Genomic DNA, 26496 nt, shown 5'->3' on the forward strand with positions numbered 1-26496 from the left:
AACCCTCGACGACGAAGGCGTCTTCCTCAACGTTGTCGGAAAGTTTTGACCGTGGATAACAATGCGCTTGCCGAAACCATTACCAGCACCTCCCTCGAACTATCGCCTTGGAGGTCAAAATCCTGCAGCAACGCGGATTGCGAGGGGCTGCATGCGAACATCAACCCAATCCGTGATTTCCGGAAATAGAAGCATCCAAAAAGAGGATTAAGACATGAGACTGAGCGCGCCAACCGGGATTGTTTTCATTCTATCGGTTATTCTTGCAATATTATCTGTCTTGCCTGTCTTGGGCATATCGGTTCCTGTGGTCGCCGCCTATAGCTATTGGGTGCTGGCTGCTGCCTTTGCCATCCTTGCCGCCGGAAACTTGCTGAAAGGCCTCTAGCGCGCCCACGGGCGAATGCGGAGCCGGCGCATTGGTCGGCAGGGCTGTTACCAAAATCTGAGAACGCGATGAGCCTCCCGCTTCGCGGCTCAGACGGCCGGCGCCGGCAAATTTTGACCGCCTGATCTCCCGTCGTGCGGCAACGCGCGGCGGGAGATCTTTTTTTCGTCGGCGGGTCACTCAGCCGTCGTGGGCGTCCGGTTTGGAAGAATGCCTGAAAGATCGGCAATTGACGTTTCCTGCACGTTTAAATGAAGGGCGGCTACGCGAACTTTCCACCCTTCCGAGACGCAAGCGAACTTCTCCTTTCCGGCCCGCATCAGCAACCGCGATGGCGTTTCTCAACTTGGCAACATCGATTCCGACAAATGCTTCTCCATAATCTGCCACGACTCGTCCTCCTGTGGTGATGCCGCGAACGATCGCCACCTGGGAACGCGCAAACCGTTTGTTCCGCGGCTGTGCGGTCATATCTTACGCCCGAAGTAGAGCACGCCAGCAGCGCAGCGGCGGATGGCGTTGCACGATTATGTCGAGGCCTCCCTCGGCTATGCCTACCGCCCGGTCGACAACGACCGCCTCAACGCGCTGTTCAAATACACCTGGCTCTACGACCTGCCGGGCAACAATCAGGTGATCAGCGGTTCCACCGGCGACCTCTTCGCGCCGGCCCAGCGCAGCCACATCCTGTCGGTCGACGCCATCTACGACCTCACCCCGTGGCTGTCGGTGGGCGGCAAATACGGCTTGCGCACCGGCGAGGTGAAGTACCGCGCCGGCGCCGGCTTCGAGGACGAATGGCAAAAATCCTCCGCCCATCTCGCCATCCTGCGCGCCGACCTGCACGTCATCAGGAAATGGGATGTCCTGCTCGAGGGCCGCGTCATGCACATGCCCGAGGCCGACACCACCGACTACGGCGCCCTCGTCGCCCTCTACCGCCATGTCGGCGACAACTTCAAGGTCGGCCTCGGCTACAATTTCGGCAGATTCTCCGACGACCTCAGAGACCTTACCCTCGACGACCAGGGCCTCTTCCTAAACGTCGTCGGCAAGTTCTGACCGCCAAACTGCCTCCGCCAGCTCAGGAAGATCGACGTTCACCGATGGGTCCGCCTGCCACCGGCACCCGGGCGGCCGAACCAGGTACGCCATCTCGAGCTTTGTCCTTCGTGCAAGTTTCGGATGGGCACGTACGATGCCGTCGTCTCCGGCACGGCTCGGAAACCTGCGTCCTGACGACCGGTACCTGGGGTCCCAATCTCAAGCGCCACCAGGCGTAGCGTGTCGCTCAGACCGCTGGGTGGCGCAAACCGGCCACGGTCCCATAGGGCGATTATCATGATCGATTGACGTGCTACTATTTCACCCTTGGCGGCAAACGCCCCCGTCATGACGGCACGCTTAGACCAGATGAGCGCTTTGCGGCGAAGCCGCCACGTAATTTTCCTTGTCGAACAAACGAAGTTTGGAAAGGAAAATGCTTATGGAAAGTGGAGTGCGCCCCTGAGGGTGGACAGATTGGATTGAGGAATTGACCAGTCTTGTCGGGTTTTCGAAGAGAGAACCATGGCAAGATATCGCACGCACAGCATCGAATTTAAGCGTCAGGTCGCCCAGCCATTTCAAGGGTTTGTACAATGCACACAAAATCCTGTAACTCCGCCCACGGCGGCTTGCCGTGGCGGGGGATCAATGCCGTCAGCTTGCGCGCGACGCGCCGGCCGGAGATGGTCGCGTCGGCAATCCCCCCAGGCAATCGCGCGTCACGTCGTCGACGATGTTGAGCAGGCGGAACCTGCGGCCGCAGGCGAACTGGTCATGTACGAAGTCCAGCGACCAGCGCGCGTGTGGCCGCGCCTCGACCAGGATCGGTATCCGCGTGCCGACGGCACGCCGGTGTGACCGGTGCTTGCGCATCGCCAGTCCCTCCTCGTGGTACAGCCGATACGATGCGGTTGATCCCCGATGGCTCGCCCGCGCGCGTCCCTTTTCCCCGGCGGGTGGGGATTGTGAAGAGCCGCGATGCGGATTTCAGCGGTGTGCGGGCACGTTTTGCCATCATCCGCTGCGTATTCAACCATGCCTTCAGGCTTTTTCGTCCCAACATTATCGGACGATTCGCTGGCCGTGCAATCCTCGCTGAATCGCATTGACAACGTAAGACAATCACTGATATGAGCAGAATTCGTAGATGACATCGTGCGACAATGATCGGGATACTGTGATTGTTTTCCTGGAGGGAGACTGCGCACCCAAGGCAGACGGGCAGCTCATGCACGATCCGCTGCCGGAAAACACGACGCCGTGCGGGCCGACGCCCTTGGCGATTCCAACGAGCAGGAGGTAGTGGCGTAATGGAACCGGCAATCCCTGATCATCTCATCACCGCACGCACACGCCATCCGCGCGTGCCCGCTGATTACGAGCCGCCATACCCCTCCTTCATGGCGCGGCACGGGCCGTCTGTGAAGACCCTGGTCATGGCCTATTTCGGCGTGCAGTTCCGGGCCAGCGACGGGGCCGCTGCCAAAGGCCCGCTGGCCGCCATCGCCGCGTCCTTCACCGCAGAGGACGGGCCGGGCCATTGGGACCGTGCCGCCTATACGGACGAGCAGGGTTTCTCCAATGTCATTTCCATCGCCTACTGGGACCATACCGCCAGTTTCGAGCGCTGGTTCTCCACTTACGGGACCGCTTGGTCCGGTGACGATACAGCCGACGCGCGGCTGGGCTTCTTCACCGAAATTCTGAAACCGAGCGTCGAACGCTACGAGACCCTGTTTTCGGCGCCCGACCGAGCTGAGGGCGTTGCCGTAATCGCAGAGGGCATGAGCGGCATGGTGCGCGAGCACGCCTATTGGGGCGGCATGCGCGACCGAATCCCTCTGTCGCAAACAGATGCGATGGAGCCCACAGGTGCCCCGCGCATCGAGGAGGAGGGCGGACTCCTGCGCGTCATTCCGCACGACAACATCTGTCTCATCCGCTCCGGCCAGGACTGGACGGATACGGACCCGGAAGAGCGGCGCATGTATCTAGAGGAGGTCGAGCCGGTGCTTAAGGCCGGCATGGACTTCCTGCGCGACGAAGGCCTGTCCTGCGGTTGCTTCGCAAACCGCTATATGCGCGTGGTCGATGAGGCGGGCAGGCCGGTGGAGAAGTCCTTCGGCATGAGTTGGTGGAAGAGTCTGGCCCAACTCGAGCGCTGGTCGGAATTCCATCCAACACATGTCGCTATCTTCGGTGCTGCAATGAAGTATCTGTCCAGGTTGGGGCCCGCCGCCAAGCTGCGCCTATATCATGAGGTGACGGTCGCGACCGCTGATCAGCAGTTCTTCGAGTACAGGAACTGCCACCCCAAGACCGGCATGCTCAAGGCGGGCTGAGTTCCACGTCAGGATTCGTATTAGAAGCGGCGAATTGATGGTTGCGCCCGTTGCTGCCGTTCATGGCCGCTTCTGCCGATCCAAAGGTAAAGAGCACGTGCCGCCGCCGAATAGCTCCTCAGCAGCCTAGCTTCTCATTGGGCACGCGGTGCCAGGCGTTATCTATTGCGGCTACCGCGTGGTAACTTGATCTGCGATCAAGCCTCTCCTGATGATGCTGGAGTTTGGCATCAGCAATATTGCCCGTGCGGAGCCTACCGTCGACCGGCGCGACGATCAGCATCGGCATCGGTGTCGGAAAGGCTGGAACGCCTATTCCGGCTTCCTTATACGCAGGAGAAACCCCGCCTTGGGGCTGGGTCCCTCGCCGGGGCGATCAGTCCCGGTTGGGTCGGGACCAGATCAGCTGCAGGCCTTCCTCGCCTTCCACCTCGATCAGGGTGGCGTAGATCGGAGCGGCGAAGCTCAGGTCGTCCAGCTTGACCGAGAGATAGTCGCGGCCCTCGTTGGAGACCTTCTGCCAAGCGGCGCCGAGTTCGGCTTTGGACTAAGCCGCTCCTCCTCGCACGTTGTCCGCCTTAAGCCCGAGCGTCCTTTGGTCTATGTTGTTCTGTGACCTGGAACCTGGAGCGTGAGTTGCGACGTTGGTGGATGAAAAGGATGTTTCGAAGGAAGTCGCGCGCATTCGGCAGCGGCTAGCCGACCTGGATGTGGAGCGGACGGCGCTTACGCGCGAATTGGAAGCGCTGGAGCAAACACGGATTTCCGATAACGGTGCCGCCGGACAGCCCTCTTTTGCCGATGCCCCTGTCACCAACAACTCGTCATCGGCCGAGAAGATCGTGCTGTTCCGCCGTCTGTTTGCTGGGCGCCCAGATGTCTTTCCGGTTCGATGGGAAAACAGAAAGACGGGAGGTTCGGGATATTCGCCGGCATGCTCGAACGAGTGGGCGAAGGGGATTTGCGGCAAGCCGAAGGTGAAATGTGGAGAATGCCCACATCAGGCATTCATCCCGCCATCCGAGGAGATCATCGAAAAGCATCTGCGCGGCGGCGATGCCCGCTCGGGTGACTTTGTCGCCGGGGTGTATCCATTGCTGCAAGACGAGACATGCTGGTTCCTCGCCGCCGACTTCGACAAGGACAGCTGGGCGGACGACGCCAGGGCCTTGCTCGATACCTGTCATGCGAAAGGAATCGACGCCGGCCTGGAGCGGTCGAGGTCAGGGAATGGTGGCCATGTCTGGATATTCTTCTCCGAACCTGTGCCGGCAAGGGCCGCCAGGCAGTTGGGCTCGGCTCTGATCACGGAGACGATGGAGAAGCGCCCAGAGATCGGCTTCACTTCCTATGATCGCTTCTTTCCCAATCAGGACACGATGCCCCTTGGGGGCTTTGGCAATCTGATTGCACTGCCGTTGCAGAGGAAGGCACGCGAGAGCGGCAACAGCGCTTTTGTCGACAAGAACCTGCGGCCTTACGACGACCAATGGGCGTATCTGTCGTCCCTGCCCAGGCTATCGGCGGACATGGTCTTCCGCATCGCGGACGAGGCGGAGCTGTCGGGCCGGGTCTTGGGCGTCCGTATGCCGGTCGACGACGAACATGCCGACGAGCCGTGGAAGATGTCGCCGTCGCGTCGCAGCGCGCCACGGCGTATTGAGGCTGCGATCCCGCGGAACATCAAGATCGTGGTCGCCGATCAGGTTTACATCGACAGGGCAGAACTTCCGCCGGCTCTGATTGCGCAGCTTGTTCGTCTGGCAGCTTTCCAAAACCCGGAGTTCTATCGTGCCCAGGCCATGCGGTTGCCGACATTCGGAAAGCCTCGGGTTGTCTCATGCGCCGAGCTCTATCCCCAGCATGTCGCTCTACCTCGGGGTTGCCTCGAGGAAGCAATCGATCTCATCAAAAGCCATGGCGCCGTTGCCGATCTGGAAGATTGTCGTGAAATCGGCACGGCACTTCCTGCGACCGTTTCCTTCCAGGGCGAATTACGACGGCCGCAGTTGAGGGCTTTCGATGCTCTTGCTACCCATGAAAACGGTGTGCTTGCCGCGACAACCGCGTTTGGCAAGACGGTTGTCGCGGCGGCGCTCATTGCGCACCGTGCGCGAAACACGCTCATCCTCGTCCATCGACGGGAGTTGCTCAATCAATGGGTGGAACGTCTACGATCGTTCATGAGCATAGACCCGATGCAGATCGGCGCTATCGGTGGCGGGAAAAGAAAGCCGACGGGCATCATCGATGTCGCGCTCATCCAGAGCCTCGTCCGCAAGGGGGAGGTGGCGGACCTCGTCGCCGATTACGGCCATCTGATCGTCGACGAATGCCATCACTTGTCCGCGGCAAGCTTCGAGCTTGTCGCTCGGCGGTCGAAAGCGCGGTATGTCGTGGGTCTGTCCGCGACCGTTGCCCGAAAGGACGGACATCATCCCATCATCTTCATGCAATGTGGCCCTGTCCGCCATCGGGTCGATGCGCGGATTCAGGCAGCCGAGCGCGGCATGCGCCATCGTGTGCGCGATCGGTCGACGAAATTTGAATTGCCTCCGTCCCTGGCCTCGGCCGAGCGACCCTCGATGCCTGCGATCTATGCGGCTTTGGCTCAGGACGATGGCCGGAATGATCTGATCTTCGATGATGTGCTGAAGTCGCTCGAGGCCAAGCGTTCGCCTGTCGTTCTAACCGAGCGGAAGGATCACCTCGACTATCTTCGGCAGCGGTTCTCACCCTTCGTGAAGAATCTCGTCGTGCTGCGCGGTGGCATGTCTGCGGGCGATCGCAAAATGGCCGACGCGGCGATACGGGTATCGGAGGATCAGGAGCGCCTGATCCTCGCGACAGGCCGCTACATCGGCGAAGGCTTCGATGACGCTCGCCTCGATACGCTGTTCCTGACGATGCCAATCGCCTGGAAGGGGACTTTGGCGCAATATGTCGGCCGCCTGCATCGCGAGTATGACGGAAAAAGGGATGTCCTGGTCGTGGACTATGTCGATCAGGCTGTGCCGGTTCTCGCTCGGATGGCCGCGAAACGCCGCGCGGGCTATCGTGCGCTGGGCTACGTTCTTGAATAGTGGCGCCCCGCTGTCCGCGGCGCCCCGCCATGTTGCGAGGCGCCGCGGACAGCGGGGCCGTTATTATGCGGAGCGACACAGCGACAAAACCCAGAAAAGCCGGGGCCGTCAGCTCGCGACTCCGCATAATCCCGCGCTACGCATAATCGACGTTGGCGGCAGCGAAGATGCGGAAATGCGGGCCCTTGTCGGAGGGGTTCTCGACGCGAACCAGTTTGACTTTGACTTTGACGTTGAGGTTGAGGGTCTTGGTCGAACCGGTAAAGCTGCCCGTAGAAGTGAAGGTGCCGATGGTAGCCATGTGTCTCATTCGTGCGCCAAGAGTGACGGCTGGAATCCGTCACGCGCACTTGTTGCCCCTGCGGGGTGGGAAACCCTGCCGCCAACGTGCCGCAAGCACGGGGGTTGAAGCAGACGGGTGAGGTAAACCGGGTGCCTCCGGCGAGCCATAAATAAGCAGAACCCGTCAAAGTCGGGTGGCCCGGGACTTCCGTCCGTGGCCGGTCCGGCAAGCATGCCTGCTACGGGAAGAGTGATCGAACCGATGTTTGAAGCCTCGTTGCAACATGGAGCCTGCCAAACCGGAAGTGGGCAGGCCGGTCGAAAGGCCGGAGGAGCGCCGATCCCCGCTGGATTACCGGGGATCAGGGGCGTGCGCGATCGCGCACGTCAACCAACGGCCCAGCTTGCGGTGGCCGGAATCCTCACGGGGTAGAGTCGGTCCCTAAGGCAGGCGAAGGGACATCGGGTGAACTTGGGAACCTTGCTGCGTTCTCTCACGCTAAACGGCGCGAGATGATCGAGGCGACCGATGATCGGCGCAGCAGGGGGCGGAGTCTTCGTAGTAGTCCGAGGGCGGGAAAGCCGTCCACATGGCGAAGGGAGACAGTGGGTGGAGCAAGCCGGCAGGAGGTGGGTCGATGAAGCCCAATGCGGTGAATACCGCGTTCGTCCTCGACATGCAGCGCAAGCTTCACAGGTGGAGTGTCGCGGATGCCGACAAGGTGTTCGCGGATCTGTTCAACATCGTAGGCGACCGCAGGACGCTTTCGGAAAGCTGGCGTCGGCTGACCCGCAACAGGGGCAGCCGCACACCGGGAACCGATGGTGTCACGCGGAAGACGGTCGAAGAGCGGCCGGGCGGCGCGGCACAGTTCATTGAGGATATCCGCGAGGAACTGCGCAGTGGCACCTATCGGCCCGAGCCTGTCCGGCAAAGGCTGATCCCCAAGCCGGGCAAACCCGGCAAGGTGCGTCCACTCGGCATTCCGACGCTCAAGGACCGACTGGTGCAAATGGCTTTGAAGCTCGTGCTGGAGCCGATTTTCGAGGCGGACTTCTATCCGACCTCCTACGGCTTCCGGCCCGGCCGGAGCACCCATGATGCGCTGGCTAAAATCCAGCGGCGACTGCACCCCTCGTCAAGCGGCACCTCCGAGTACCGCTTCGTGATCGAGGGCGACATCAAGGGCTGCTTCGATGCTGTCGATCATCATGTGCTGATGGAGCGGGTACGCCGCCGCATCGGGGACCGTAAGGTTCTCGGGCTCGTACTCGCCTTCCTGAAGGCCGGGTCATGATCGAGGGCTCCGTCCGTCACCCTGTCACGGGTACCCCGCAGGGCGGCATCATCTCGCCGTTGCTGGCCAACGTCTATCTGGCGGCCATCGACGAGAGATACGGACGGTGGTCGATGCGTCCTCGCGAGCGACCGCAGAATGCAGCCGACCGGCGGCTATATGACCGCCGGAGAAATAGGCCGACATTCTTCGCCGTGCGTTATGCTGACGACTTTGTCGTGCTGACGGACGGGACGCGCGAGGAAGCAGAAGCCGAAAAGCTGGCGCTGGCGCAGTTCCTCGAAACGGAATTGCGCATGGAGCTGTCGATGGAGAAGACCAGGATCACGCAAGTCGGGGAAGGCTTCGACTTCCTCGGCTATCGGGTGGTGCAGACCAAGGCACGCCGCACCGGTAATATGGTCGGCAATCTCTTCATTCCGAAGAGCAAGCTGAAGGACTTGCGCTACAAGATCAAGGTCAGGGTGAAGGAGACGCCGACAGGCCAATCCCTTGCCAATCTCATCGACGATCTCAACCCGGTCATCACCGGCTGGCGAAACTATTACCGTTACGCCACATGGGCCACGCGGGACTTCGCCGGTCTGGATTGGTGGCTATGGGAGCGCATCGGGCGATGGCTGCGCAGGAAGCATCCTAAGGCGACGTGGCAATCACTGCGCCGCCGCTTCCTTGCAACAGCGCCTGACAGCCGCTGGCGATGGGTCGACGGACCGAAATCGCTGCGGTTCTTCCGGGAAGGCGGATCGCTCCGCTTCCCGCACCGGGGCATACGCATACCGAACGGATGGAACAATCCCAACGAGAAGTTCCGAAAAGGGGCCGATCGCTTCTGGGTATCGTTCAACACCCTCATGGTCGCATGAGGGCCACCCGTGGCGAAAGCCGCGCATGGAGAGCCGGAGGCTTGGAAACTTGCACGCCCGGTTCGGCGAGAGGGGCGCAGAAACCACCTGCCGCAAGGCAGGCAGGCGCTGTGCTCCTACTCTACCCTTGTTTGTCGGGCCGCGCATATCGCGACCTTGATGACGGTCGATGGATCGGAGGCGATCGACTGGCACCCCGACAGGGGCTGGAACGAAGTGGAAGGCGGCCGGGAGCGGCTTCTTGATCCGCGCGGAATGGCGGCGCAGCCGCCAGGAAAGCCGTGCAGACCGTTGCCGGGACAAGATCGAGAGACCGCCAGTGCGGGATCGGCCTTCGGTCAGATCAGTCACATCGAGGAAACAGCGGAAACAGGAATGAAGACCGGCGTTCCGTCATCGGCGTCACCGCCACACGACGGCCACCGCGATGCTGCGGTCGGAGGGGTGGACGGTGAATGCCAAGCGCGTCGAGCGGATCTGGCGGCGGGAGGGGCTGAAGGTTCCCCAAAAGCAAACGAAGAAGGCAGGCTGCGGCTGAATGACGGATCATGCGTCCGGCTCCGGCCCGAGCATCCCAATCATGTCTGGTCCTATGACTTCGTCGAGGTTGACAACGTAGGACAATATGAGCAGAATTCGTATATGACATCGTGCGACAATGTACGGGATGTTGTTATTGTTTTCCGGAGGGGAGATTGCGCATCCAAGGCAGAATACGGCGGTGTTCTACGTGAAGCAAACGAACTATCCGGTGTTTGAGCGGCTATCGCTTTGAAGGTTGGGTGGCTCAGTCGGTCTGGGGAGACCGGCGGTTGGGAATAGGGGAGACATAGCGCGATCGCGACTTGACCATCGGGTGGCTGTCCACCGAAGGGGGTCATCAATGCACGATGCTACTGCGCTGTCGATTGCCGTTATTGGAGCCGGACCGACGGCCGTCGCCGCACTCGAAAGCCTTATCCACTCGCGCAACATCATCGGCCCCGACGTGCCGCTGGACGTGACTGTGTTCGACCCGTCGCCGCATCCCTGGTGCGGCCATAGCTTTGCTTCCGATCGGCCCGAGGCGCTAACGAATACCTACACGAGCGACATGTCCGTGCGTCATTGGCAGCCAGAGCATGTGGGTTTCTGGCTCAAGGCGACTGGCAATGCAGAATTCGCAGGCAACAATTTCGCGCCGCGTTCCCTTATCGGCCAGTATTTCAAGGAGTCTGCCCAGCAAGCAGCTTCGAGACTGGGAGGCTTCGTGTTCATTCGCGAGCAGGTCACGGGTGTGGCGGTCATCGACGATCGCGCGCGCGTGCACACGCAGAACGGAGGCTTCCCCTTCGATTATGCAATCTTGTCCGTGGGCCGTTCAGACAAGTTCGATCCGTACGGATTGGAGGGTCAGGAGAACTTCTGCATCCGACCGTATCCCTTGAAGGATGCCCTGGCCGGTGTGGATCCTGACGAACACATAGGGATCATCGGCACCGGACTGACCGCGGTTGATTTGGTCATGGCCTTGAAGGCGGACAAGCATCGCGGCCGAATTACGCTTTTCTCCAGAAACGGTCTGCTGCCTGCGGTGCGCCCGCCGTCGCTCAATTACGAACTGCAGCGTTTCACGGTCAAGGGCATTGAGGATATAGCCGCAGCGAAGGGCGGGCTCACTTTGGAGGACATCGTACACCTCGTCCACGAGGAGCTCGACCACGCCTGCACATCTCCGGAACCTCTTACAGAAGAGATTTTTCCAACACGCTACGGGATCGACCGGTTGCGGCACCAACTGATGCATATCGATGATGGCAGAAAGGCCTATTCGATTTTAATCAAGACGCTCCTGGTCCTCCAGGACGCATGGTATTTCCTGAACCCGGCGGATAAAGCGCGCGCGGCTGGCTTTCGGCACATTTACTGCAGTCTATGCTGTCCCATGCCGCGATTCCGTGCGGCGCAGCTGCTCGGCCTCGCCGAGGCGGGCCAACTTGACGTTGTCCGTGGAGTAAGGTCGATGGCCAAGGATGCGAGCGGTCAATTTGTCGCTGTCGCAGCGGACCATCCACCGCTCCACTTCGACAGAGTTTTCTCCGCCGGCTCCAGTGGGACTGAGCCCGACCCCATGGCCATCCCGCTCGTCAACAGCCTGCTGCGGTCCGGACAGGGGCGTGCGCATCCCGTCGGAGGTCTCGCCATCGAACGCACCACCAGTCGGCTCCTGGATGTCCACAGCCGCCCACAGCCGCGCCTTTATGCGGTGGGCACGATGACGAGCGGAGCATTTCAGGTCTTGAACGGGTACTCCGTACTCAGGCTGCGCACGGGCCATATTGCCGACGCCATACTCAAGCACCACCGGGAGAGGCGTGATCGCAGATCAAGGCACCGCGCCGAAGCCCTGACTGAGGACGCCCTGGGGCGGCGGCATCCCTAGCCAGTGCCGAAGTTGAGCCTTGTTGGCATACAGGGTTGAGAAGGCGGCAAGTATGAGTTGGTTCACGTGGTTCTTTTCGATGAATCGGGGGATGTCCTCGGCGCAAACGGAACCCTTTGGCACTGGAGATAGCGAGTTCGTGCCGCCTAGCCTGTCTCAAGAGCGGGCAAAAGTCACTGTGCCCGGCACTCATCCCGACCGAGGAGACCGAGCCGGGGCAGGGAAAGCAGCATGACGTGGAGATCCTCGCATCCTTGCCGGGAGTGGGAAGGATCGTCCTCGCCACGTTGCTTGCAGAAGCCTTCGATGCCCTGCAGCGACGTGACTACGCCGCTTTGCGCAGTTTGGCAGGAGTCGCGCCGGTCACCAAGCGGTCGGGCAAGAGTTGCTTAGGCGGCAATCGCGATTTCCAGCAAGTTCGCCGGCAATGTCAGCTTACAACGGGAAGGTTCACCTCTACGGTCGCCATGGGGGCGCAGAGGCGCCCTTTCCGCTCAAATGTTCACGCGCCGTCACTACGCCGTGCAAGCCGCACGCCGGGGCCGCCGCCGTTCTCAGGAATGAACTCGATTCCGGCCGCTTCGAGTGAGAGCACGAGAGCCTGAACGATTGATGCGGACGCCGGTTTTGAACCACGCTCGATCTGCACGATCGTTCGCAAACTAACCTTCGATAAATCCGCCAACTCCTGCTGAGAAATGTCGAGAAGCCCGCGGGCCGCACGGATTTGAGATGGGGTCACTTCCATTACTCTGTATTGTCCGTTGCGCAAAAAGTGCAAATATGCTTATAATGTGAAGCGGCTGCTGAAGGTGTCGTTACCATCGCCAGCAGCCTGACCACAATCCAAGCTGTAAGGGAGCTCGGATCATGGATGATTCGGACGATACCACGACTTTGCCTTCCGTCACCCGCAGGCATTTGCTGGTAGGCACGATGGCGACAACGGCCGCGTGGCCGTTGCAGGAGGGAGCGGCGATTGCCGGCACGCTGGCCAGTAACCCTTCCTTCGACCCGGCGCTTTCGCTCTGGCATGAATGGAAGGCCGCCTATCTCCACACCGCCGCCCTGTGCCGCAAGCAGCAGCGTTTGGAAACGAAGCTGGTCGGCCGCGTCGGCTTCCCTCAAGCGGACGTCTATCTGCCAGACGAAGACGTCACCGTCACGGTCTCCTGGCTCGGGGACATCGAGGAGCTGTTGGGCGACGATCCCGCGCTGGCCGACATTCGTGCCCAGGCGGAAGCCGATCTCGCCGCCCATCAGGCGCGCTGGGACGATGCCGATGCTCAGATCGGCTATTCCGCCGCCAAACGGGAAGAGCAGGACGCATCCGACCGCGAGCAAGATTTGTTCGATAGCCTGACCCACACGCCGGCCACCTCGCTTTCTGGTGTGGCCGGCAAGCTCGATGCCATCCTGCGCGAGGGCGAGAGCTGGGAGGACTGCTCCGACTTCCCCTGGCCGCAGGTGCGCTCGGCGCTCGTCGATGTCGTGCGCATCGGGCAGGCGCTGCAGCCTGATGCCTTCATGCCGGGCAGCGAGCGCACTGGACCGTATCAGCGCCGCCACAGGGACGGCAGCTGCTTTCGGGTCTGGAAGGCTCCAGAGGGGAGCTGAAGCCATGGCCCGCCAAAAGCCTGACGCCCTCGATACCGAACTCACGCTCTGGGACCTCGCCGATCCTGAGGAGGCGGCCGCGGCGGCGCGTGATCTTTATGGCCCCGCCGCAGCCACTGCTGCCGCATCGGCCGCCTTTACCGCCCGCTATGCCGGACGGGAGGCAGACTTCCGTTTCTGGTTTGAAGTGTTCGTCAAGCTGTCTGCCGATCATGGACGGATCTCGTAATCGCATTGCACCCTCGTTCCCACTAGGTTTCGGGAAAACGGCCTTGTCTGCTTGAGGGGGAGCAAGCCGGAACGCGAACCAGCCCGTCAAGGCCGTAGCCGCTTCCCGGTGGTGCATATCGCACCAGCCTGGACCGGCTGGTTCCGGCCCGGCAAGGGCTTGGGAAGCAGACAAGGGATTGGTGGGCGCGCTGGCGCTCCACGCGTGAGGGCGAGCGGTGGCCGATTCGCCCGCTAAGAGGAGAGGAAGCGGCATTGGCGATGAGAGCTTCCCAGAACATACAACGCCCTATGCACCTTTATGTACCCGCCAGAACGACACGATGAAGATTCTGCTTTGAAGCCGCCGGTTGCCGGTGTTTCCTGCCTAAACGCACAGCGTGTTGGAGAACGGCATGGAAGACGAAGCCAAGTTCGAACGGGAAGACATCGGTCAGCCGGCCAACGACAACCACAGGCCAGCGCAAGAGGATGATGAGGACGCCGACATTGCACCCTGGCAGCGGGTGGACAGGGTGGTCCTGAGCATCGCCCGGCTGATCGGCCGCGATCTCGCCCGCGAGCACTTCGAGGCTCTGCAGGCGGCCAACGACAATAGGCGCCCGGCAGAAGAGGCAAAGGGCCACGGTCCGAAGGGCAGGGAAGAAGGATAGGGAGAAAGCTCCATGCACCGCGCCGCGTTCTACGCCCGCTATTCCTCCGACAACCAGCGGGAAGCCTCCATCGATGACCAGTTCCGGCTTTGCGAGGAGCATGCGGCACGCGAAGGCTGGAAAGTCGTCCAGCGTCAATCGGATGCAGCGATCTCCGGTTCCAGCATGATCCTGCGCCCCGGCATCCAGCAATTGCTCACCGACGCCCAGCGCGGCCTGTTCGACATCGTGCTGGCTGAGGCGCTCGACCGCATCTCCCGCGACCAGGCGGACGTGGCCACCCTGTTCAAGCATCTCCGCTTCGCCGGCGTGCAGATCGTCACCCTGGCCGAGGGGGAAATCTCCGAGCTGCATGTCGGCTTGAAGGGTACCATGAACGCGCTGTTCCTGAAGGACCTCGCCGACAAGACAAGGCGCGGCCTGCGGGGCAGGGTGGCAAAGGGCAAGGCCGGTGGCGGGCTTTGCTATGGCTATCGCGTCGCAAAGAAGGTGGACGCCAATGGCGAGCCGATCCGGGGTGATCGCGAGATCGTGCCGGAGGAAGCCGAAATCATCCTTCGCATCTTCCGTGAGTTCGCCTCCGGCAAGAGCCCCAGGGCCATCGCTGTTGACCTGAACAAGGAGAGCGTTCCCGGCCCGCTCGGCCGCGCCTGGGGCGACACCAGCATCAGGGGCCATGTCTGCCGGGGCACCGGCATTCTCAACAACGAGCTTTATGCCGGCGTCCTGGTCTGGAACCGGCAGCGCTTCCTCAAGGACCCGGCCACCGGCAAGCGTGTGGCGCGCCGCAATCCCGAAAGCCAATGGATCAGGACCGAGGTGCCGCATCTGCGCATCGTCGATGACGATCTCTGGCAGGCGGCCAAAGCCCGCCAGCAGGAAATCGCCAAGCTCTTCGAGGCAACGACGAACGGGGTTCGGGAAGCGCACAAAAAGCGGCTGCACATGACCCGGCGGCCGGTCTCGCTACTATCCGGCCTCATCACCTGTGGCTCCTGCGGTGGCCGGTATGGCCTCATCATGCGCGACCGGTTTGGCTGCCTCAATCATCACCGGCGCGGCACCTGCGACAACAACCGGACCATCCTGCGATCCAGGATCGAGGAACGGGTTCTGTCCGGCCTTCAGGATCGGCTGGTCTCGGCGGAGTCCGTCGCCGAGGCGGTGCGGGCCCACACCCAGGAGATGAACCGCCTCAACCGCGAGCGGCGAACCCAAGGCGAGGCCGACCGCAAGGCGCTGGACAAGATCGAGCGCGCCATCGCCGGCATCATCGCTGCCATCGAGGACGGCATGTATCAGCCGGCGATGAAGGCGCGGATGGAGGAGCTGGAGCGGCAGAAGGCGGAGATCATGGCCCGCCTGGCGGAGGCGCCGGCCGACATGCCGGACGTCCATCCCAACATCGCCAACGTCTACCGGGCGAGGGTGGTGACCTTCACGGAGGCGCTGAATGATCCGGATGGCGGCCGGGAGGCGGCCGCCGCATTGCGTTCACTGATCGGCGAGGTGGTGCTTCTGCCGGGCAAGAAGCGGGGCGAGGTTCACGCCGAGCTACGCGGCGAGTTGATGGGTATTCTCGACTTCGCCAATCCCTGCAAGGGCGGGAATCCTGGAGAAGTTGGGACAAAGGTTGAAGCCGGCCCCCGCAACCACCTTTGCTTGCTTGGCAACGTCGCCAACATCGGCTGGCCCCATGCGTCGGTCGTCCGGCGGCAAGTTATGATAGGGCGGGCCCTCCCGCAACCGATCCTACGTTACACCGTCCCAGAGTATCCAATAGCTGCGATCTGGTTTGCCAGGGCACTACGCTCTGCAGAACGCAACGATTACGTGGCACACAGCCCTCATGTCGGCCGGTCGTGCATCAACCTCGAAGCCCCGATCTGCTAAGCCGGTATCCGCAGGCTGCAGGTCCTAATGAATCGAACTGTCGGCACGCCCCCAACACAAGGGCAGCCCGTCAGGCTGTCCATTCAGGTGCGCGAGGGTGAATGCCGGATGGCGGAGACACTGCAAGGCGGTTCCGTTCACCACAGCCCGATTCGCAGGGCGCACCCGGCGAAAGAACAGAAAGTAATGGAATGAATTGCGCGCGCCACTGCATGGCATGTTGATCCATGCGGCCGTATAGTAAACAGGCATCTGAAAAAGAACCGTCGAATGGAGCATAGCAATGCCAGGCAAGCCAGATAATCCCGGCAAAGGTCCCCCTGATGGCCATCCGAACGGGCCACCTGATGGTGTGCCACCGGGACCGCCCGATGGCGTTCCGCCGGGTCCGCCGGAACCGCCCGCACCACCGCCGCGCAAGGTTGGATGAGGCCGGACCTTGGGCGCAGGGGAAACGGACAAGCCCCAGGCGGGGCCGGTGCCGCGCTGGGAGAAGCGATTTCCCGGTCGATTTGCATACGAACTCAAGGCGCTCAATGACGCCGGTGTCGGGCCTGAAATCGATGATGAAGCCCTCGCAGTGGGGCAGCTTGTCCTGACGTTTTCGTGGTCGCTTGACGCTGAGAGGACCTTGCGGCTGCAGGCGGTCTTTCCTGATTCCTATCCTCATTTTCGCCCGCAGGTATATCTGCTTTCGGGACTGGACCCCGTACCAACGCGGCACCGCAGTCCGATCGAGGGTAATTTGTGTCTGCTTGGCCGAGACACAGGCCAGTGGCGAACCAGCTGGTCCCTGTGCAAGTTGCTTCAGGAGCAACTGGGCCCCGCGCTCGACGGCGGCGATGAGGAAGATCCCCAAGGCGAACCAGCGGAATACTGGTGGAACGCGCTCGGTCGCAGCGGATCATACTGCCTCATCGACAGCAGCTGGGACCTTGGCGATGCGACACAGGGCAGCCTGCTAGTCCGCTATGTATGGGCAAGCGGAAACGATCAGGCACCCAATGGGGAAAGCGACATTCCCGTGGTCAGGGCCGTCGTTGAAGAAATCCGCGATGCTGACGGGTCGGTGCTACATCGCTGGACCTCCATCCTTCCCGTCGACCTGAAGAGTTCGGATCACGTAGTCGAAATTCCCTGGGTGCGGTCTGAGGATACGGTGTTTCCCGAGCCTGATCTGGGTGCGCAGATTCGAGCCATGCGCGACGCTCTTGCGTCACTGGCAAAACCGCAATTGCACAGCTACCGCCCCGGTCATCAATTTGAGTTGTTTGCGATTGCCTATCCGTCGGAACTGGCATTCGGGCAGACGGGGCTCGGTTGGACTTTCATCTTCACCCACGGCCATATCCAGGCCTTCAAGGTGCCGGAAAAACGCAAGGGCACGAAGAAATCGGCACATCTAACCGTCATCCCCGCGCTGCGCGCGGGTGCGGATGATCTCGGCCGGCGGGTACCGGCCGTTGCCGCGCTGAAGGACAAACGTGTGGTGGTTGTCGGCGCCGGCGCTGTCGGCGCGCCGGTTGCCATCGAACTCGCGCGCAATCGCTGCGCGACACTAGATATCATCGAACACGACATCGTCGAACCCGGCAACACGGTCCGCTGGCCATTGGGAGCATCCGCCTGGGCAAAGAACAAGGCATTTGCCCTGCGCGACTTTCTTGAAAGCGAATATCCGGGAACGCAGGTGAGCGCCCATCCGAGTTTTCTCGGATTTGCCGGGCAGGACGGTCAACAGCGAGACGATGATCTTCTCGATGAGCTTTTGCCAAAAGCGGACCTCGTCGTCGATGGCAGCGCCTCGCATGGCGTGACGATGCTTCTTGCCAGCCGCTGCCGTGAGGCAGGTGTTCCGCTCGTGAGCCTGTCCGCAACACCGACCCTGGAAGGCGGTGCAGTAGTGCGTCATGCTGAAGGCGGGGGCTGTCCGAATTGTCTTGAGCATGCCTGGCACGACAAAAATATCGAGCCGCCTCCAGGTCGGGGTGAGGGAGAAGACGATCTCATTCAACCGCCCGGCTGTAGCGAGCGGACATTTGTCGGGGCTGACTTCGACCTGCAGGAATTGTCCTTGCAGGCTGTCCGACTGGTTGTCGAGACGCTAGGCGGTGAGGAAAAAGTTAGCTCCGAAGTGCAGACACTAGGTTTTGTTGACGAGGACGGGAAACGTTGCCCGCCACGCTGGCGGGTTGATGACCTGCCCAAACACCCGAAATGTACATGCTAAAGGACGGGCGTGGCACGGCGGGTTTGGCGCGCGGGAACACAGTTTGGGTTCCCGAGGACGTGGTGCGCGATTGCGTGCTTTCGGCTGACGGACATTATCCGCTGGAAAGCGGCGGCGTTCTTATGGGATGGTGGTCTGTTGAAAACATCGCTGTCGTGACGGCAATGATTGGACCCGGACCGGAGGCGCTGCATGAACGCTACGCATTCCAGCCGGACCAGGACTGGCAAATTGAGCAGATTGCATTGCACTATGAACGCTCGGAGCGGCGGGAAACCTATCTCGGTGACTGGCACACGCATCCGGACGCAAGGAATGGCACGCTCAGCTGGACGGACCGCAGCGTGGTTCGACGCATCATCGCGACCCCTGCGGCGCGTTGTCCCGTTCCTCTGATGATGATCCTTTGGGGCGCGCCTGAGAGCTGGAATTTGTCCATGTGGCAAGGATGGCTTCGCCCGCGCAAATTACTGTGGGACAAGCTGGCGATCGACACCCTGCGTACGGCCACGTACCAACGGTGAGGACATTGAATCCGCCTATGCCGCCTCCCAAACCTGGTTCAAAATCCGCGCGGCGAGAGCTGCCTTGTCCTGCGGCAGGAAACGACCGTAGTGGTGCGCGACCATATCCGGCGTGTCCTGGATGGCGTAGCTCGCCTGCTCATAGGAACCTGTCCGCTTGAGGATATGCGTCGCGAGCACGTCGCGGACATTATGCGGGCCGTGAGGGAGGAGACCGGGAATCGCACCGCGTCCGGTATAGGGGTTGTAAATCCCATATCGCTGGATCGTCAGGCGCCAAGCCTCATAAAACGTGTTCTGGTCGTAGGAAGCGTCTCTGCTCGTCGTCTTCACCGTTTTGACGAAGAATGTGCCCGGATCCGGGGCGCCGCCGAGAAGCACACGCCTGTGCCGATCGATAAAGGCCTCGATACGATCGTAGAGGCCGCCCAAGTCAGGGAGGATCAGTCGAAATGGCTTGCTCCCGAAATAGGATGAATTGGCGTTCTTGAATGCGACCGATGGGATCAGCACCTCCCAACCCTTGTCACGTTCGCTCCATCGGATCTCACCGCGCTTCATGTCGGCGAGCTGGCGCTCGGATCGCGGCAGCCGCCCGCGTTCACAGACCATCAGCTGACGCAGGTTCTTCTGCCGCAATCCAAGGTGCAGCCCGAAGCGCAGCATCAAGAACGATCGGACGGCTTCCGCCGCCGGGCGACGATAGAGCCGCTCGTCCGGCATTAGCCGGAGAATCTCCTCGGTGATCTTCCGATATTCGCCGACCGGGCTTTCAGCCTCCAATACCGGCATGATCGGCTCGAACGGGTCACGGTGGACTCGCGCGACGCGCTGAATCTCCTTCACGCGGGAGGAGGCATGCTTGAAATAGACGTCGCAGGCATCGTCCCAGTCGGCACAGGCGCGGTCGATGTCCGCTTGTGTAACCAGTCCCTCAATCGGCCGGAGCCGTGATCCGAGACGAGGGTGCTGCCGCAGCCAGCCCGTTTCCCTCCGGGTGAGGGCGAGCGAAATGCGCAGCATATCCACCTCCCAGGCGGTATAGAAACCACGCCGCTTCTCGCGCCATTGCACGTACCAGTCCCATATCGAGGCGAAGACGAGCAAGCCGAAGGTCAGGTGCTGCAGCGGCACGCCATAGCCGCGGACCGGGCCGCGCGGATGCGCGGCCAATGCCCCGAACATCAGGCCGAGATGCTCGACCTTCTGCGATGCCGTCTCCTCGCCCCAGACACCGTTCCGCTGGAGACCGAATGCGGTGAGCGTCGCGGTTTTGAAGCGGATGAGCTCGGCCATTTCCATGGCGAGGACGGGTGGAGCATCGATGACGCCGGATCGCAGATCCGGATCGGTGAAGGACATGCTGTCTTCGTCCTGATCCGAGCATCTGTTTGGATAGCGTTCGTCCGCAGCGTCAGACCGACCGTATGTGATCCCTGGAAAACGGATGGCGTAGCGCTGCTTCATCGCGGCGGCCTGGAACCGCCTGTAGTCGGTCGAGCCCCTGATGATGACGCGCTGCACCCATTCGAGGATCTCCTCCTGTTCCTGGCGCGGGCGTGTGTTGAAATCGTCAGGCAGGTGCCAGGCGAGTCTCCGGCGCTCGGCCGGGGTGATGTCGTCGAGGACGTGGCCCGAGGCTGACCGCGTCTGATGCGGAAGCTTCGCCTTGAAATAGCCCGCAGGGAGGCGATACCGGCGCTCGATGCGACTGAGAACCTCCATGCTGGCCACGCTGCGGGGCGCCTTCGTTCCCTTCATCCAGTGGCGGATGGTCGAATGGTCGAGCTTTTCGTCATCGCGAATGACCGCACGGTGGAGATGCCAATAGCTGTCGCCGTGGCGGCGCATGTGCAGCTCCAACGCCTCCCGAAAGGTTGGCGGGTCGAGCCAGTCATCGAAGAGAGGTGTTGGGAACTCTTCGATCGTGCGCGGCTTGGTGCCGGGCTTCCGCCGGTTCGTCGCGGACTGCCGCTCCGATCGGTCCGCCGCGCCAATGTTGCCGGCAACGCTTGGCCTTTTCGCTGGCTGTCGCGGAGGCCGGCCGCGTTGCGGACGCGGCTTTGAATCCTGTGTGCTTCGGATTGTGGCGGAAGGGCGCTTGCTTGGATTTTTCGTGTTCCGCACGATTGCATCCAACGCCGGCTCGATCACCGCTCTCGCACCCCGAAGGGCATCCTTGTCGAGGCCGCATTGAAGGGCGATTTCGTCCCAATCGTAGCCGCGTACCTTGCGAGGCGGCGTTTGCGATTGGGCGATCAGACCAAGGAGAAATTCCTTGATCCGTGTGCTTTCCTGCGGGGGCAATGCTGGTTCGACACGGAGGCGGCAGAAGTCGGAGATCTTGCGGGCGAGCAGTTTGGTATGCGGAAAGTCAGGCATGTCGGCAGGCTATGAAGATTCTCTGTGGTGATTGATGAGGACGGCGGTTCTATCCGATTCGTCGCACCAGATGCCCAATCTCCTTGCCGATACGCTAGCACTGCCGATCGGACGGCTTTATGCTTCTGGTACCCTGGGCAATACCACAGGTTCCGGGTTGTGTATTTTCATCATCATATCGACGGTGTCGATATTCCTGCTCCCGATGATAGACGTGGTGGCGGTTCGAACCGAGGCGAAAGTCGAACAGCCATCGGGAGCAGCATGGGAAGATGATTGCAGCCCCGCAACCAGACCTAATCCTCCGCGAGCATTCGGAAGAACTCCTCCTCGGAGGCCTGCTTGGACGTCTGTAACTGATGCAGATCCTCGGGTTTGAGGTTGGTGTACCGGCGAAGCATTTTCCAATCCCGATGCCCGGTTACCAACGCGACGCGTTCAATCGACAGGCCTGCCTCGAATAGCCTGCTTGTGGCTTCATGGCGCAGGTCGTGAAAGCGCAGGTCCTCGATGCCGAGCTCCTTTCTTCCTCTTCGAAACGCCGTGCCCACCGATTTGTGGTGATAGGGAAAACAGCGGCCTTTCCCACCGGTTAGCACCTTTTGTTCAAGAAGAAGGCGCCATGCATCAAAACCTGCAAGGTTGAGGAGGGGGACCTTTTGATGGTTACCATCCTTGCGGCGCGGATCTTTCCTGTCGCGGATGAGCACCACGCGCTTCTTAAGATCGACGTCGCTCCAATCGATTTTGCAGATTTCCTCCTGGCGCATGGCTGTGGCGACCGCAAAGCGGACGATCCGACCCATTGGAATGATCGTGTTGGACTTATTGTCGAAGTAATCGAGCAGCGCATCGATCTCGTCTTCGGTAGGGCGCCGATCTCGCTCGAATGATCGGCCGACGAGGCCAAGCCGGGTGAGGGCGGCCCGGGCGAGGCGGACGCTTTCGGTATCGACGGAAATTCCGTGAACTGCGGCTGCGTGCGTTAAAACTGTCCGAAGATAGGATAGGTCAACGGAAAGGGTCACAGGACCCGCTCCCTGTTTCGCACGACGCTGGCCGTATTTGATGATAGCCGCGCGGTCGAGACGTTTAATCCGGGTGGTGCCCAGATCACGTTTCAAAGCTTCCATGACAGCCTGCTTTGAACGTCGGAGGGGACGCCCGACCTCATGGAGGTCCGAGACGTGCAGGTCAACGAGATCGGCAATAGTCTTGGCATCTCGAATTTGCCGGTGACTTGGTTCGCCACCAATGTCGATCAAGCGCTCTGTTTCTATCGCCCACTCGTTGGCGAGGGACTTGAGACGGAACGTCTGCGATGCATATTTTCCCTTTCGGCGAACGAGCGCTCTCCAGGTTCCCTCTTTGGTTTTGACTATGGTCGCCATGTTCCGTACAGCTTCCGAAATCCGTACAATTTCCGTACACCAAGAGATCAAAACCGGTACAAATCCGTACAAAATGATCCAGTTCCGTACAGTTCGTTCACGGTTTAGGCCATTGAAGTGTATCATAAATCATTGAAAAATAAAGAGAAAATATTCTCCGTCGCCCCGATGATGGACTGGACTGACAGGCATTGCCGGTTCTTTCACCGGCAGTTCACACAGCGGGCATTGCTTTATACGGAGATGGTGGTTGCCGACGCGGTGATCCGCGGGGAACAGGCGAGGCTTCTGGGATTCGACGCCTGTGAGCATCCGGTTGCGGTGCAGCTTGGGGGGAGCGATGCGGCCAAGCTGGCGGAAGCGGCGCGGGTGGCTGCCGGTTTCGGTTATGACGAGATCAATCTGAATGTGGGCTGCCCGTCCGACCGGGTGCAGTCCGGTGCTTTCGGCGCATGCCTGATGAAGGAGCCGGAGACCGTGGCACGTGGCATTGCTGCCATGAAAAGGGCGGTCGATGTCCCCGTAACCGTCAAGTGCCGGATAGGCGTGGACGATCAGGATCCCGAAACTGCCCTCGACCGGTTGGCGGATATGGTGTTCGAAGCGGGTGCGGATGCGCTTTGGGTACATGCCCGAATGGCGTGGCTGGAGGGGTTGAGCCCGCGCGAGAACCGTGACATCCCGCCGCTCGACTACGATCGGGTCTACCGGCTGAAGCAGCGGCTGGACGAGCGCTTCATTGGCGTCAATGGCGGCATCGGGAGTGTCGAGGAGGCGCTGGCGCATCTTCAAGTGGCCGACGGTGCAATGATCGGCCGCGCCGCCTATCATACGCCGGCGATTCTCGCGCAGATCGATAGGGAAGTATATGGCGACACCGACCGGATCGTCGATATGGGCGCGGTCATCGAGACGATGGCTGCCTATGCCGGGCGACACATAGCGGCGGGCGGCAGGCTTTCCCATGTCACCAGGCACATGACCGGGTTGTTCCATGGTTTGCCGGGCGCGCGACGTTATCGTCAGATATTGTCGACGGATGCGACGCGTCCGAATGCAGGCCCCGAGGTTCTCGTCAGGGCATTCGCCGAGGTCGAAGAGAACGTTTCGCAGCAGGCAGCGTAATAAAACCGGCGGCGGCAATCGCTGCCCGTCTTTTCCTCATCTGTCGGTGGCCAGGCCTTTCCCCTTGTCCGAATAATGCTGTAGCCAGTGGCGCTGAATGGGACGGGGATAACCGGTATGGACGTGCCCGCGGGCGAAATTGTTGCCTTTGTACTGGTGATCGCGGGGGCGGGTGTCGTGACTGGCCTTCTGGCTGGCCTGTTCGGCATCGGCGGCGGGGCCATTCTGGTGCCGGTCTTCTATCAGGTTTTCGGCCTTCTGGGCGTCGATGAAGTCGTGCGGATGCATCTGTCGGTGGGCTCGTCTCTGGCAATCATCGTGCCGACCTCGCTGCGTTCCTGCCGGGCCCATTTTCTGCGTGAAGCGGTGGATATGGCGCTTCTGCGCCGCTTCATCTTCGCCGTTCCGGCAGGTGTCGTCGCCGCGTCTCTGGTGACCGCCGTCATCTCAGGTGCGGGGTTGCGCGCGATTTTCGCAGCGATCATCTTCCTCATGGGCATGAAGCTGATCTTCAACCGCAGGGGCTGGAAGATTGGAGACGAGTTGCCGGGCGACCCCGTCCGTTCCATCGTCGGATTTGTCATCGGTTTCCTGTCGACGCTCATGGGTATTGGTGGCGGCGTCCTGAACAATACCTTCATGACAATGTTCGGCCGGCCCATGCACCAGGCGGTGGCGACTTCGTCGGGCATCGGCGTGCTGATCTCCGTTCCCGGATTTCTTGGCTATATCTGGGCCGGGTGGGGCATGCCGCACCTGCCGCCGGGCTCCACCGGCTTCGTCAATTGGATCGCGGTGGCGCTGGTTGTTCCAATAACGCTCCTCGTTGCGCCGCTGGGTGTGCGGATTGCCCATGCGCTGGGCAAGCGCCACCTGGAGATAGGATTCGGCCTGTTCGCCATTTTCGTCGCCTTCCGCTTCTTCTGGAGCCTCTTGTGAGCGGACGTTAGTCATGGTCGCAATATCGTGCGACAGCTTCAAAAAAATCTGAATAGTCGTTCCGCCTTTCATGACTGATCATCGCGGATAATGAAAATTCCGCACCGACGGAAAGAGGGGCACAATGACTGACACCGTGACAACAGGTCCTTCGGGGACCGGGATCGACCGCACGCGGCTGCGCGATCCCGATTACATGCCGCCGCTGGCGACCGCCGTGCCGCTCGGCATCCAGCACGTTCTGGCGATGTTCGTTTCCAACGTTACGCCTGCCATCATCGTGGCCGGCGCCGCCGGTTTCGGCTTTGGCTCCAACTCGCCGGACTTTCCGAGCCTTCTCTACATGATCCAGATGTCGATGCTCTTCGCGGGCATCGCCACCCTGTTCCAGACCGTTGGCATGGGGCCGGTGGGCGGCAGACTCCCGATCGTGCAGGGAACGAGTTTCGCCTTTCTGCCGGTGATGATCCCTATCGTCGCCGGCCAGGGCGTGGCGGCGATGGGCGCGCTGATGGGCGGTGTGGTCATCGGCGGCATCTTTCATTTCACGCTGGGCTCTGTGGTGGGAAGGCTGCGCTTCGCGCTGCCGCCTTTGGTCACGGGCCTGATCGTGCTGATGATCGGCCTGGCGCTCATTCGCGTCGGCATTCAATATTCTGCGGGCGGCGTGCCGCTGATCGGCACACCGGAATATGGCACCCTGAGCCACTGGAGCGTCGCTATCGTCGTGATCGTGGTGACTTTGCTCCTGAAGTTCTTCACCAAGGGCATGTGGTCGATAGCGGCTGTGCTTCTAGGCCTGATCGCCGGCTATCTTGTGGCGTTTGCCATGGGCATGGTCAGCTTCGCCAATGTCGGCAACGCTGGCTGGGCCGCAATCCCGAGCCCGTTCAGGTGGGGGCTTGAGCTATCGGCTCCCGCCATCATCGGCATGTGTTTCATGGCCGTTATCTCCACCATAGAGACGGTGGGCGACGTCTCCGGAATCACAAAGGGCGGTGCGGGGCGGGAAGCGACGGACCGGGAGATTTCCGGCGCTACCTATGCCGATGGTTTCGGCACTGCAATAGCCGGCATTTTCGGCGGCTTGCCCAACACCTCCTTCAGCCAGAATGTCGGTCTCGTTTCCATGACCGGCGTGATGAGCAGGCATGTAGTCACCTGCGGGGCGATCTTCCTCATCCTGTGTGGTTTGATACCCAAGGTGGGCGCCATCATTTCGACCGTGCCTATCGCCGTTCTGGGCGGCGGCGTGATTGTCATGTTCGGTATGGTGGCCGCTGCGGGCGTGAATATCCTGTCAGGCGTCGACTGGAACCGGCGCAACATGGTGATCTTCGCCGTCTCGCTTTCGGTGGGGCTGGGCCTTCAGCTTGAGCCGGGTGCCCTGCAGCACCTGCCGAGGACGGTGCAGATCCTGCTGACGTCCGGGCTGCTGCCTTCCGCCTTCCTGGCGATCGTTCTCAATCTGGTGCTGCCGCAGGAAGCGGGCGAGGAGGATTAGCGCTCACAATCCGATCATGGCCGCGAGGTCGAGGCGGAACGTGTATAACGCGCTCAAGACCAGGATAAGCAGCGCCCACAAGGCGATGTCCCTCAGCATGGTGCCCCGCCGGTAGTAGTGGCCGGCGAGGCCCACGATCAGGACCGAGCCCCACAGGCTCAGATAGAGCAGGGAGGCGAAGACGTCGTTCTGCACGCCGAAGACGCGCCCGCCGTCGTGATTGGCGATCAGGAGAGCAAGGCCAATGCCGAGGGCGGCCAGGGCGATCCACAATATCTGCAT

General features: G+C 61.3%; 21 protein-coding genes and 5 pseudogenes. 18 read left to right on the forward strand and 8 right to left on the reverse strand.

Annotation, left to right across the window (positions count from 1 at the left end; translation table 11 throughout):
• The first annotated feature begins 214 nt into the window (after positions 1–214).
• A complete protein-coding gene (locus N1058_RS16505; RefSeq protein ID WP_265518708.1) occupies positions 215–388 on the forward strand; it encodes a hypothetical protein in 174 nt (57 codons plus the stop codon).
• A 267-nt stretch (positions 389–655) separates the two neighbouring features.
• On the opposite strand, the pseudogene N1058_RS24325 reads toward N1058_RS16505, so the two are convergent.
• A pseudogene (locus tag N1058_RS24325) lies at positions 656–778 on the reverse strand (IS110 family transposase); the annotation flags it as partial.
• Positions 779–901: 123 nt separating this feature from the next.
• Between N1058_RS24325 and N1058_RS16515 the strand changes: the two are divergent.
• The gene (locus N1058_RS16515) at positions 902–1450 is read left to right on the forward strand and encodes a hypothetical protein (protein WP_338040693.1); all 549 of its coding nucleotides are present in this window, start codon (positions 902–904) and stop codon (positions 1448–1450) included.
• Between the two features lie 610 nt (positions 1451–2060).
• Here N1058_RS16515 and N1058_RS16520 read toward each other — a convergent pair.
• Positions 2061–2372: pseudogene (locus N1058_RS16520) on the reverse strand (IS3 family transposase); the annotation flags it as partial.
• Between the two features lie 373 nt (positions 2373–2745).
• Here N1058_RS16520 and N1058_RS16525 point away from each other — a divergent pair.
• A complete protein-coding gene (locus tag N1058_RS16525; protein ID WP_265518709.1) occupies positions 2746–3777 on the forward strand; it encodes a phenylacetaldoxime dehydratase family protein in 1032 nt (343 codons plus the stop codon).
• A 376-nt stretch (positions 3778–4153) separates the two neighbouring features.
• Here N1058_RS16525 and N1058_RS16530 read toward each other — a convergent pair.
• Positions 4154–4315, reverse strand: a pseudogene (locus N1058_RS16530) (DUF736 domain-containing protein); the annotation flags it as partial.
• A 109-nt stretch (positions 4316–4424) separates the two neighbouring features.
• Here N1058_RS16530 and N1058_RS16535 point away from each other — a divergent pair.
• Positions 4425–6860, forward strand: a complete 2436-nt coding sequence (locus tag N1058_RS16535) for a TOTE conflict system archaeo-eukaryotic primase domain-containing protein (protein ID WP_265518710.1) — start codon at positions 4425–4427, stop codon at positions 6858–6860.
• Between the two features lie 154 nt (positions 6861–7014).
• On the opposite strand, the pseudogene N1058_RS16540 reads toward N1058_RS16535, so the two are convergent.
• A pseudogene (locus tag N1058_RS16540) lies at positions 7015–7161 on the reverse strand (DUF736 family protein); the annotation flags it as partial.
• A gap of 619 nt (positions 7162–7780) precedes the next feature.
• On the opposite strand from N1058_RS16540, the gene N1058_RS16545 reads away from it, so the two are divergent.
• The 5 genes and pseudogenes from N1058_RS16545 (at position 7781) to N1058_RS16565 (ending at position 12333) form a co-directional block, all read left to right on the forward strand.
• Positions 7781–8440: a reverse transcriptase domain-containing protein gene (locus N1058_RS16545; RefSeq protein WP_265518711.1), complete on the forward strand. Its 660-nt coding sequence runs from the start codon at positions 7781–7783 to the stop codon at positions 8438–8440.
• Complete coding sequence (locus N1058_RS16550) at positions 8437–9306, forward strand: group II intron maturase-specific domain-containing protein (protein WP_265518712.1); 870 nt, start codon at positions 8437–8439, stop codon at positions 9304–9306. The genes N1058_RS16545 and N1058_RS16550 overlap by 4 nt, the downstream gene beginning before the upstream one ends.
• Positions 9307–9727: 421 nt before the next feature.
• A pseudogene (locus N1058_RS16555) lies at positions 9728–9912 on the forward strand (IS3 family transposase); the annotation flags it as partial.
• Between the two features lie 250 nt (positions 9913–10162).
• Positions 10163–11728 carry an FAD/NAD(P)-binding protein gene (locus N1058_RS16560; protein WP_265518713.1) on the forward strand — a complete coding sequence of 522 codons (1566 nt, stop codon included), beginning with the start codon at positions 10163–10165 and terminating at the stop codon, positions 11726–11728.
• Positions 11729–11964: 236 nt separating this feature from the next.
• On the forward strand, positions 11965–12333 hold the full coding sequence (locus N1058_RS16565) for a transposase (RefSeq protein ID WP_265518714.1): 369 nt from the start codon (positions 11965–11967) through the stop codon (positions 12331–12333).
• On the opposite strand, the gene N1058_RS16570 is transcribed toward N1058_RS16565, so the two are convergent.
• A complete protein-coding gene (locus N1058_RS16570; protein ID WP_265518715.1) occupies positions 12231–12476 on the reverse strand; it encodes a helix-turn-helix transcriptional regulator in 246 nt (81 codons plus the stop codon). The two genes, N1058_RS16565 and N1058_RS16570, sit on opposite strands and share 103 nt — an antisense overlap.
• A gap of 122 nt (positions 12477–12598) precedes the next feature.
• On the opposite strand from N1058_RS16570, the gene N1058_RS16575 reads away from it, so the two are divergent.
• From N1058_RS16575 to N1058_RS16600, 6 genes are all read left to right on the forward strand, one after another.
• Positions 12599–13345, forward strand: coding sequence for a hypothetical protein (locus tag N1058_RS16575; protein ID WP_265518716.1), 747 nt, complete (start codon positions 12599–12601; stop codon positions 13343–13345).
• A gap of 4 nt (positions 13346–13349) precedes the next feature.
• Complete coding sequence (locus tag N1058_RS16580) at positions 13350–13574, forward strand: hypothetical protein (RefSeq protein ID WP_265518717.1); 225 nt, start codon at positions 13350–13352, stop codon at positions 13572–13574.
• 394 nt (positions 13575–13968) lie between these two features.
• Positions 13969–14226: a hypothetical protein gene (locus tag N1058_RS16585; protein WP_265518718.1), complete on the forward strand. Its 258-nt coding sequence runs from the start codon at positions 13969–13971 to the stop codon at positions 14224–14226.
• Between the two features lie 12 nt (positions 14227–14238).
• On the forward strand, positions 14239–16119 hold the full coding sequence (locus N1058_RS16590; protein WP_265518719.1) for a recombinase family protein: 1881 nt from the start codon (positions 14239–14241) through the stop codon (positions 16117–16119).
• A 439-nt stretch (positions 16120–16558) separates the two neighbouring features.
• Positions 16559–18349 (forward strand): ThiF family adenylyltransferase, encoded by a 1791-nt coding sequence (locus tag N1058_RS16595; RefSeq protein ID WP_265518720.1) that lies wholly within the window; start codon positions 16559–16561, stop codon positions 18347–18349.
• Positions 18343–18873, forward strand: a complete 531-nt coding sequence (locus tag N1058_RS16600; RefSeq protein ID WP_265518721.1) for a Mov34/MPN/PAD-1 family protein — start codon at positions 18343–18345, stop codon at positions 18871–18873. Before N1058_RS16595 ends, N1058_RS16600 begins: the two co-directional genes overlap by 7 nt.
• Before the next feature lie 15 nt (positions 18874–18888).
• Here N1058_RS16600 and N1058_RS16605 read toward each other — a convergent pair whose 3' ends face one another.
• Positions 18889–21255, reverse strand: a complete 2367-nt coding sequence (locus tag N1058_RS16605; protein WP_265518722.1) for a hypothetical protein — start codon at positions 21253–21255, stop codon at positions 18889–18891.
• Positions 21256–21551: 296 nt separating this feature from the next.
• Positions 21552–22646, reverse strand: a complete 1095-nt coding sequence (locus N1058_RS16610) for a site-specific integrase (RefSeq protein WP_265518723.1) — start codon at positions 22644–22646, stop codon at positions 21552–21554.
• Between the two features lie 132 nt (positions 22647–22778).
• Here N1058_RS16610 and dusA point away from each other — a divergent pair, with 132 nt between their 5' ends.
• From dusA to N1058_RS16625, 3 genes are all read left to right on the forward strand, one after another.
• Positions 22779–23771: a tRNA dihydrouridine(20/20a) synthase DusA gene (gene dusA / locus N1058_RS16615; protein ID WP_265518724.1), complete on the forward strand. Its 993-nt coding sequence runs from the start codon at positions 22779–22781 to the stop codon at positions 23769–23771.
• Between the two features lie 117 nt (positions 23772–23888).
• The gene (locus tag N1058_RS16620; protein ID WP_265518725.1) at positions 23889–24710 is read left to right on the forward strand and encodes a sulfite exporter TauE/SafE family protein; all 822 of its coding nucleotides are present in this window, start codon (positions 23889–23891) and stop codon (positions 24708–24710) included.
• A 124-nt stretch (positions 24711–24834) separates the two neighbouring features.
• Positions 24835–26214, forward strand: coding sequence for a uracil-xanthine permease family protein (locus N1058_RS16625; protein ID WP_265518726.1), 1380 nt, complete (start codon positions 24835–24837; stop codon positions 26212–26214).
• A gap of 3 nt (positions 26215–26217) precedes the next feature.
• Here the strand turns inward: N1058_RS16625 and N1058_RS16630 are convergent, their stop codons facing one another.
• Positions 26218–26496 (reverse strand): hypothetical protein, encoded by a 279-nt coding sequence (locus N1058_RS16630; protein WP_265518727.1) that lies wholly within the window; start codon positions 26494–26496, stop codon positions 26218–26220.

This window comes from Nitratireductor luteus (genome assembly GCF_026162365.1).
In the GTDB taxonomy this organism is placed as follows: domain Bacteria; phylum Pseudomonadota; class Alphaproteobacteria; order Rhizobiales; family Rhizobiaceae; genus Chelativorans; species Chelativorans luteus.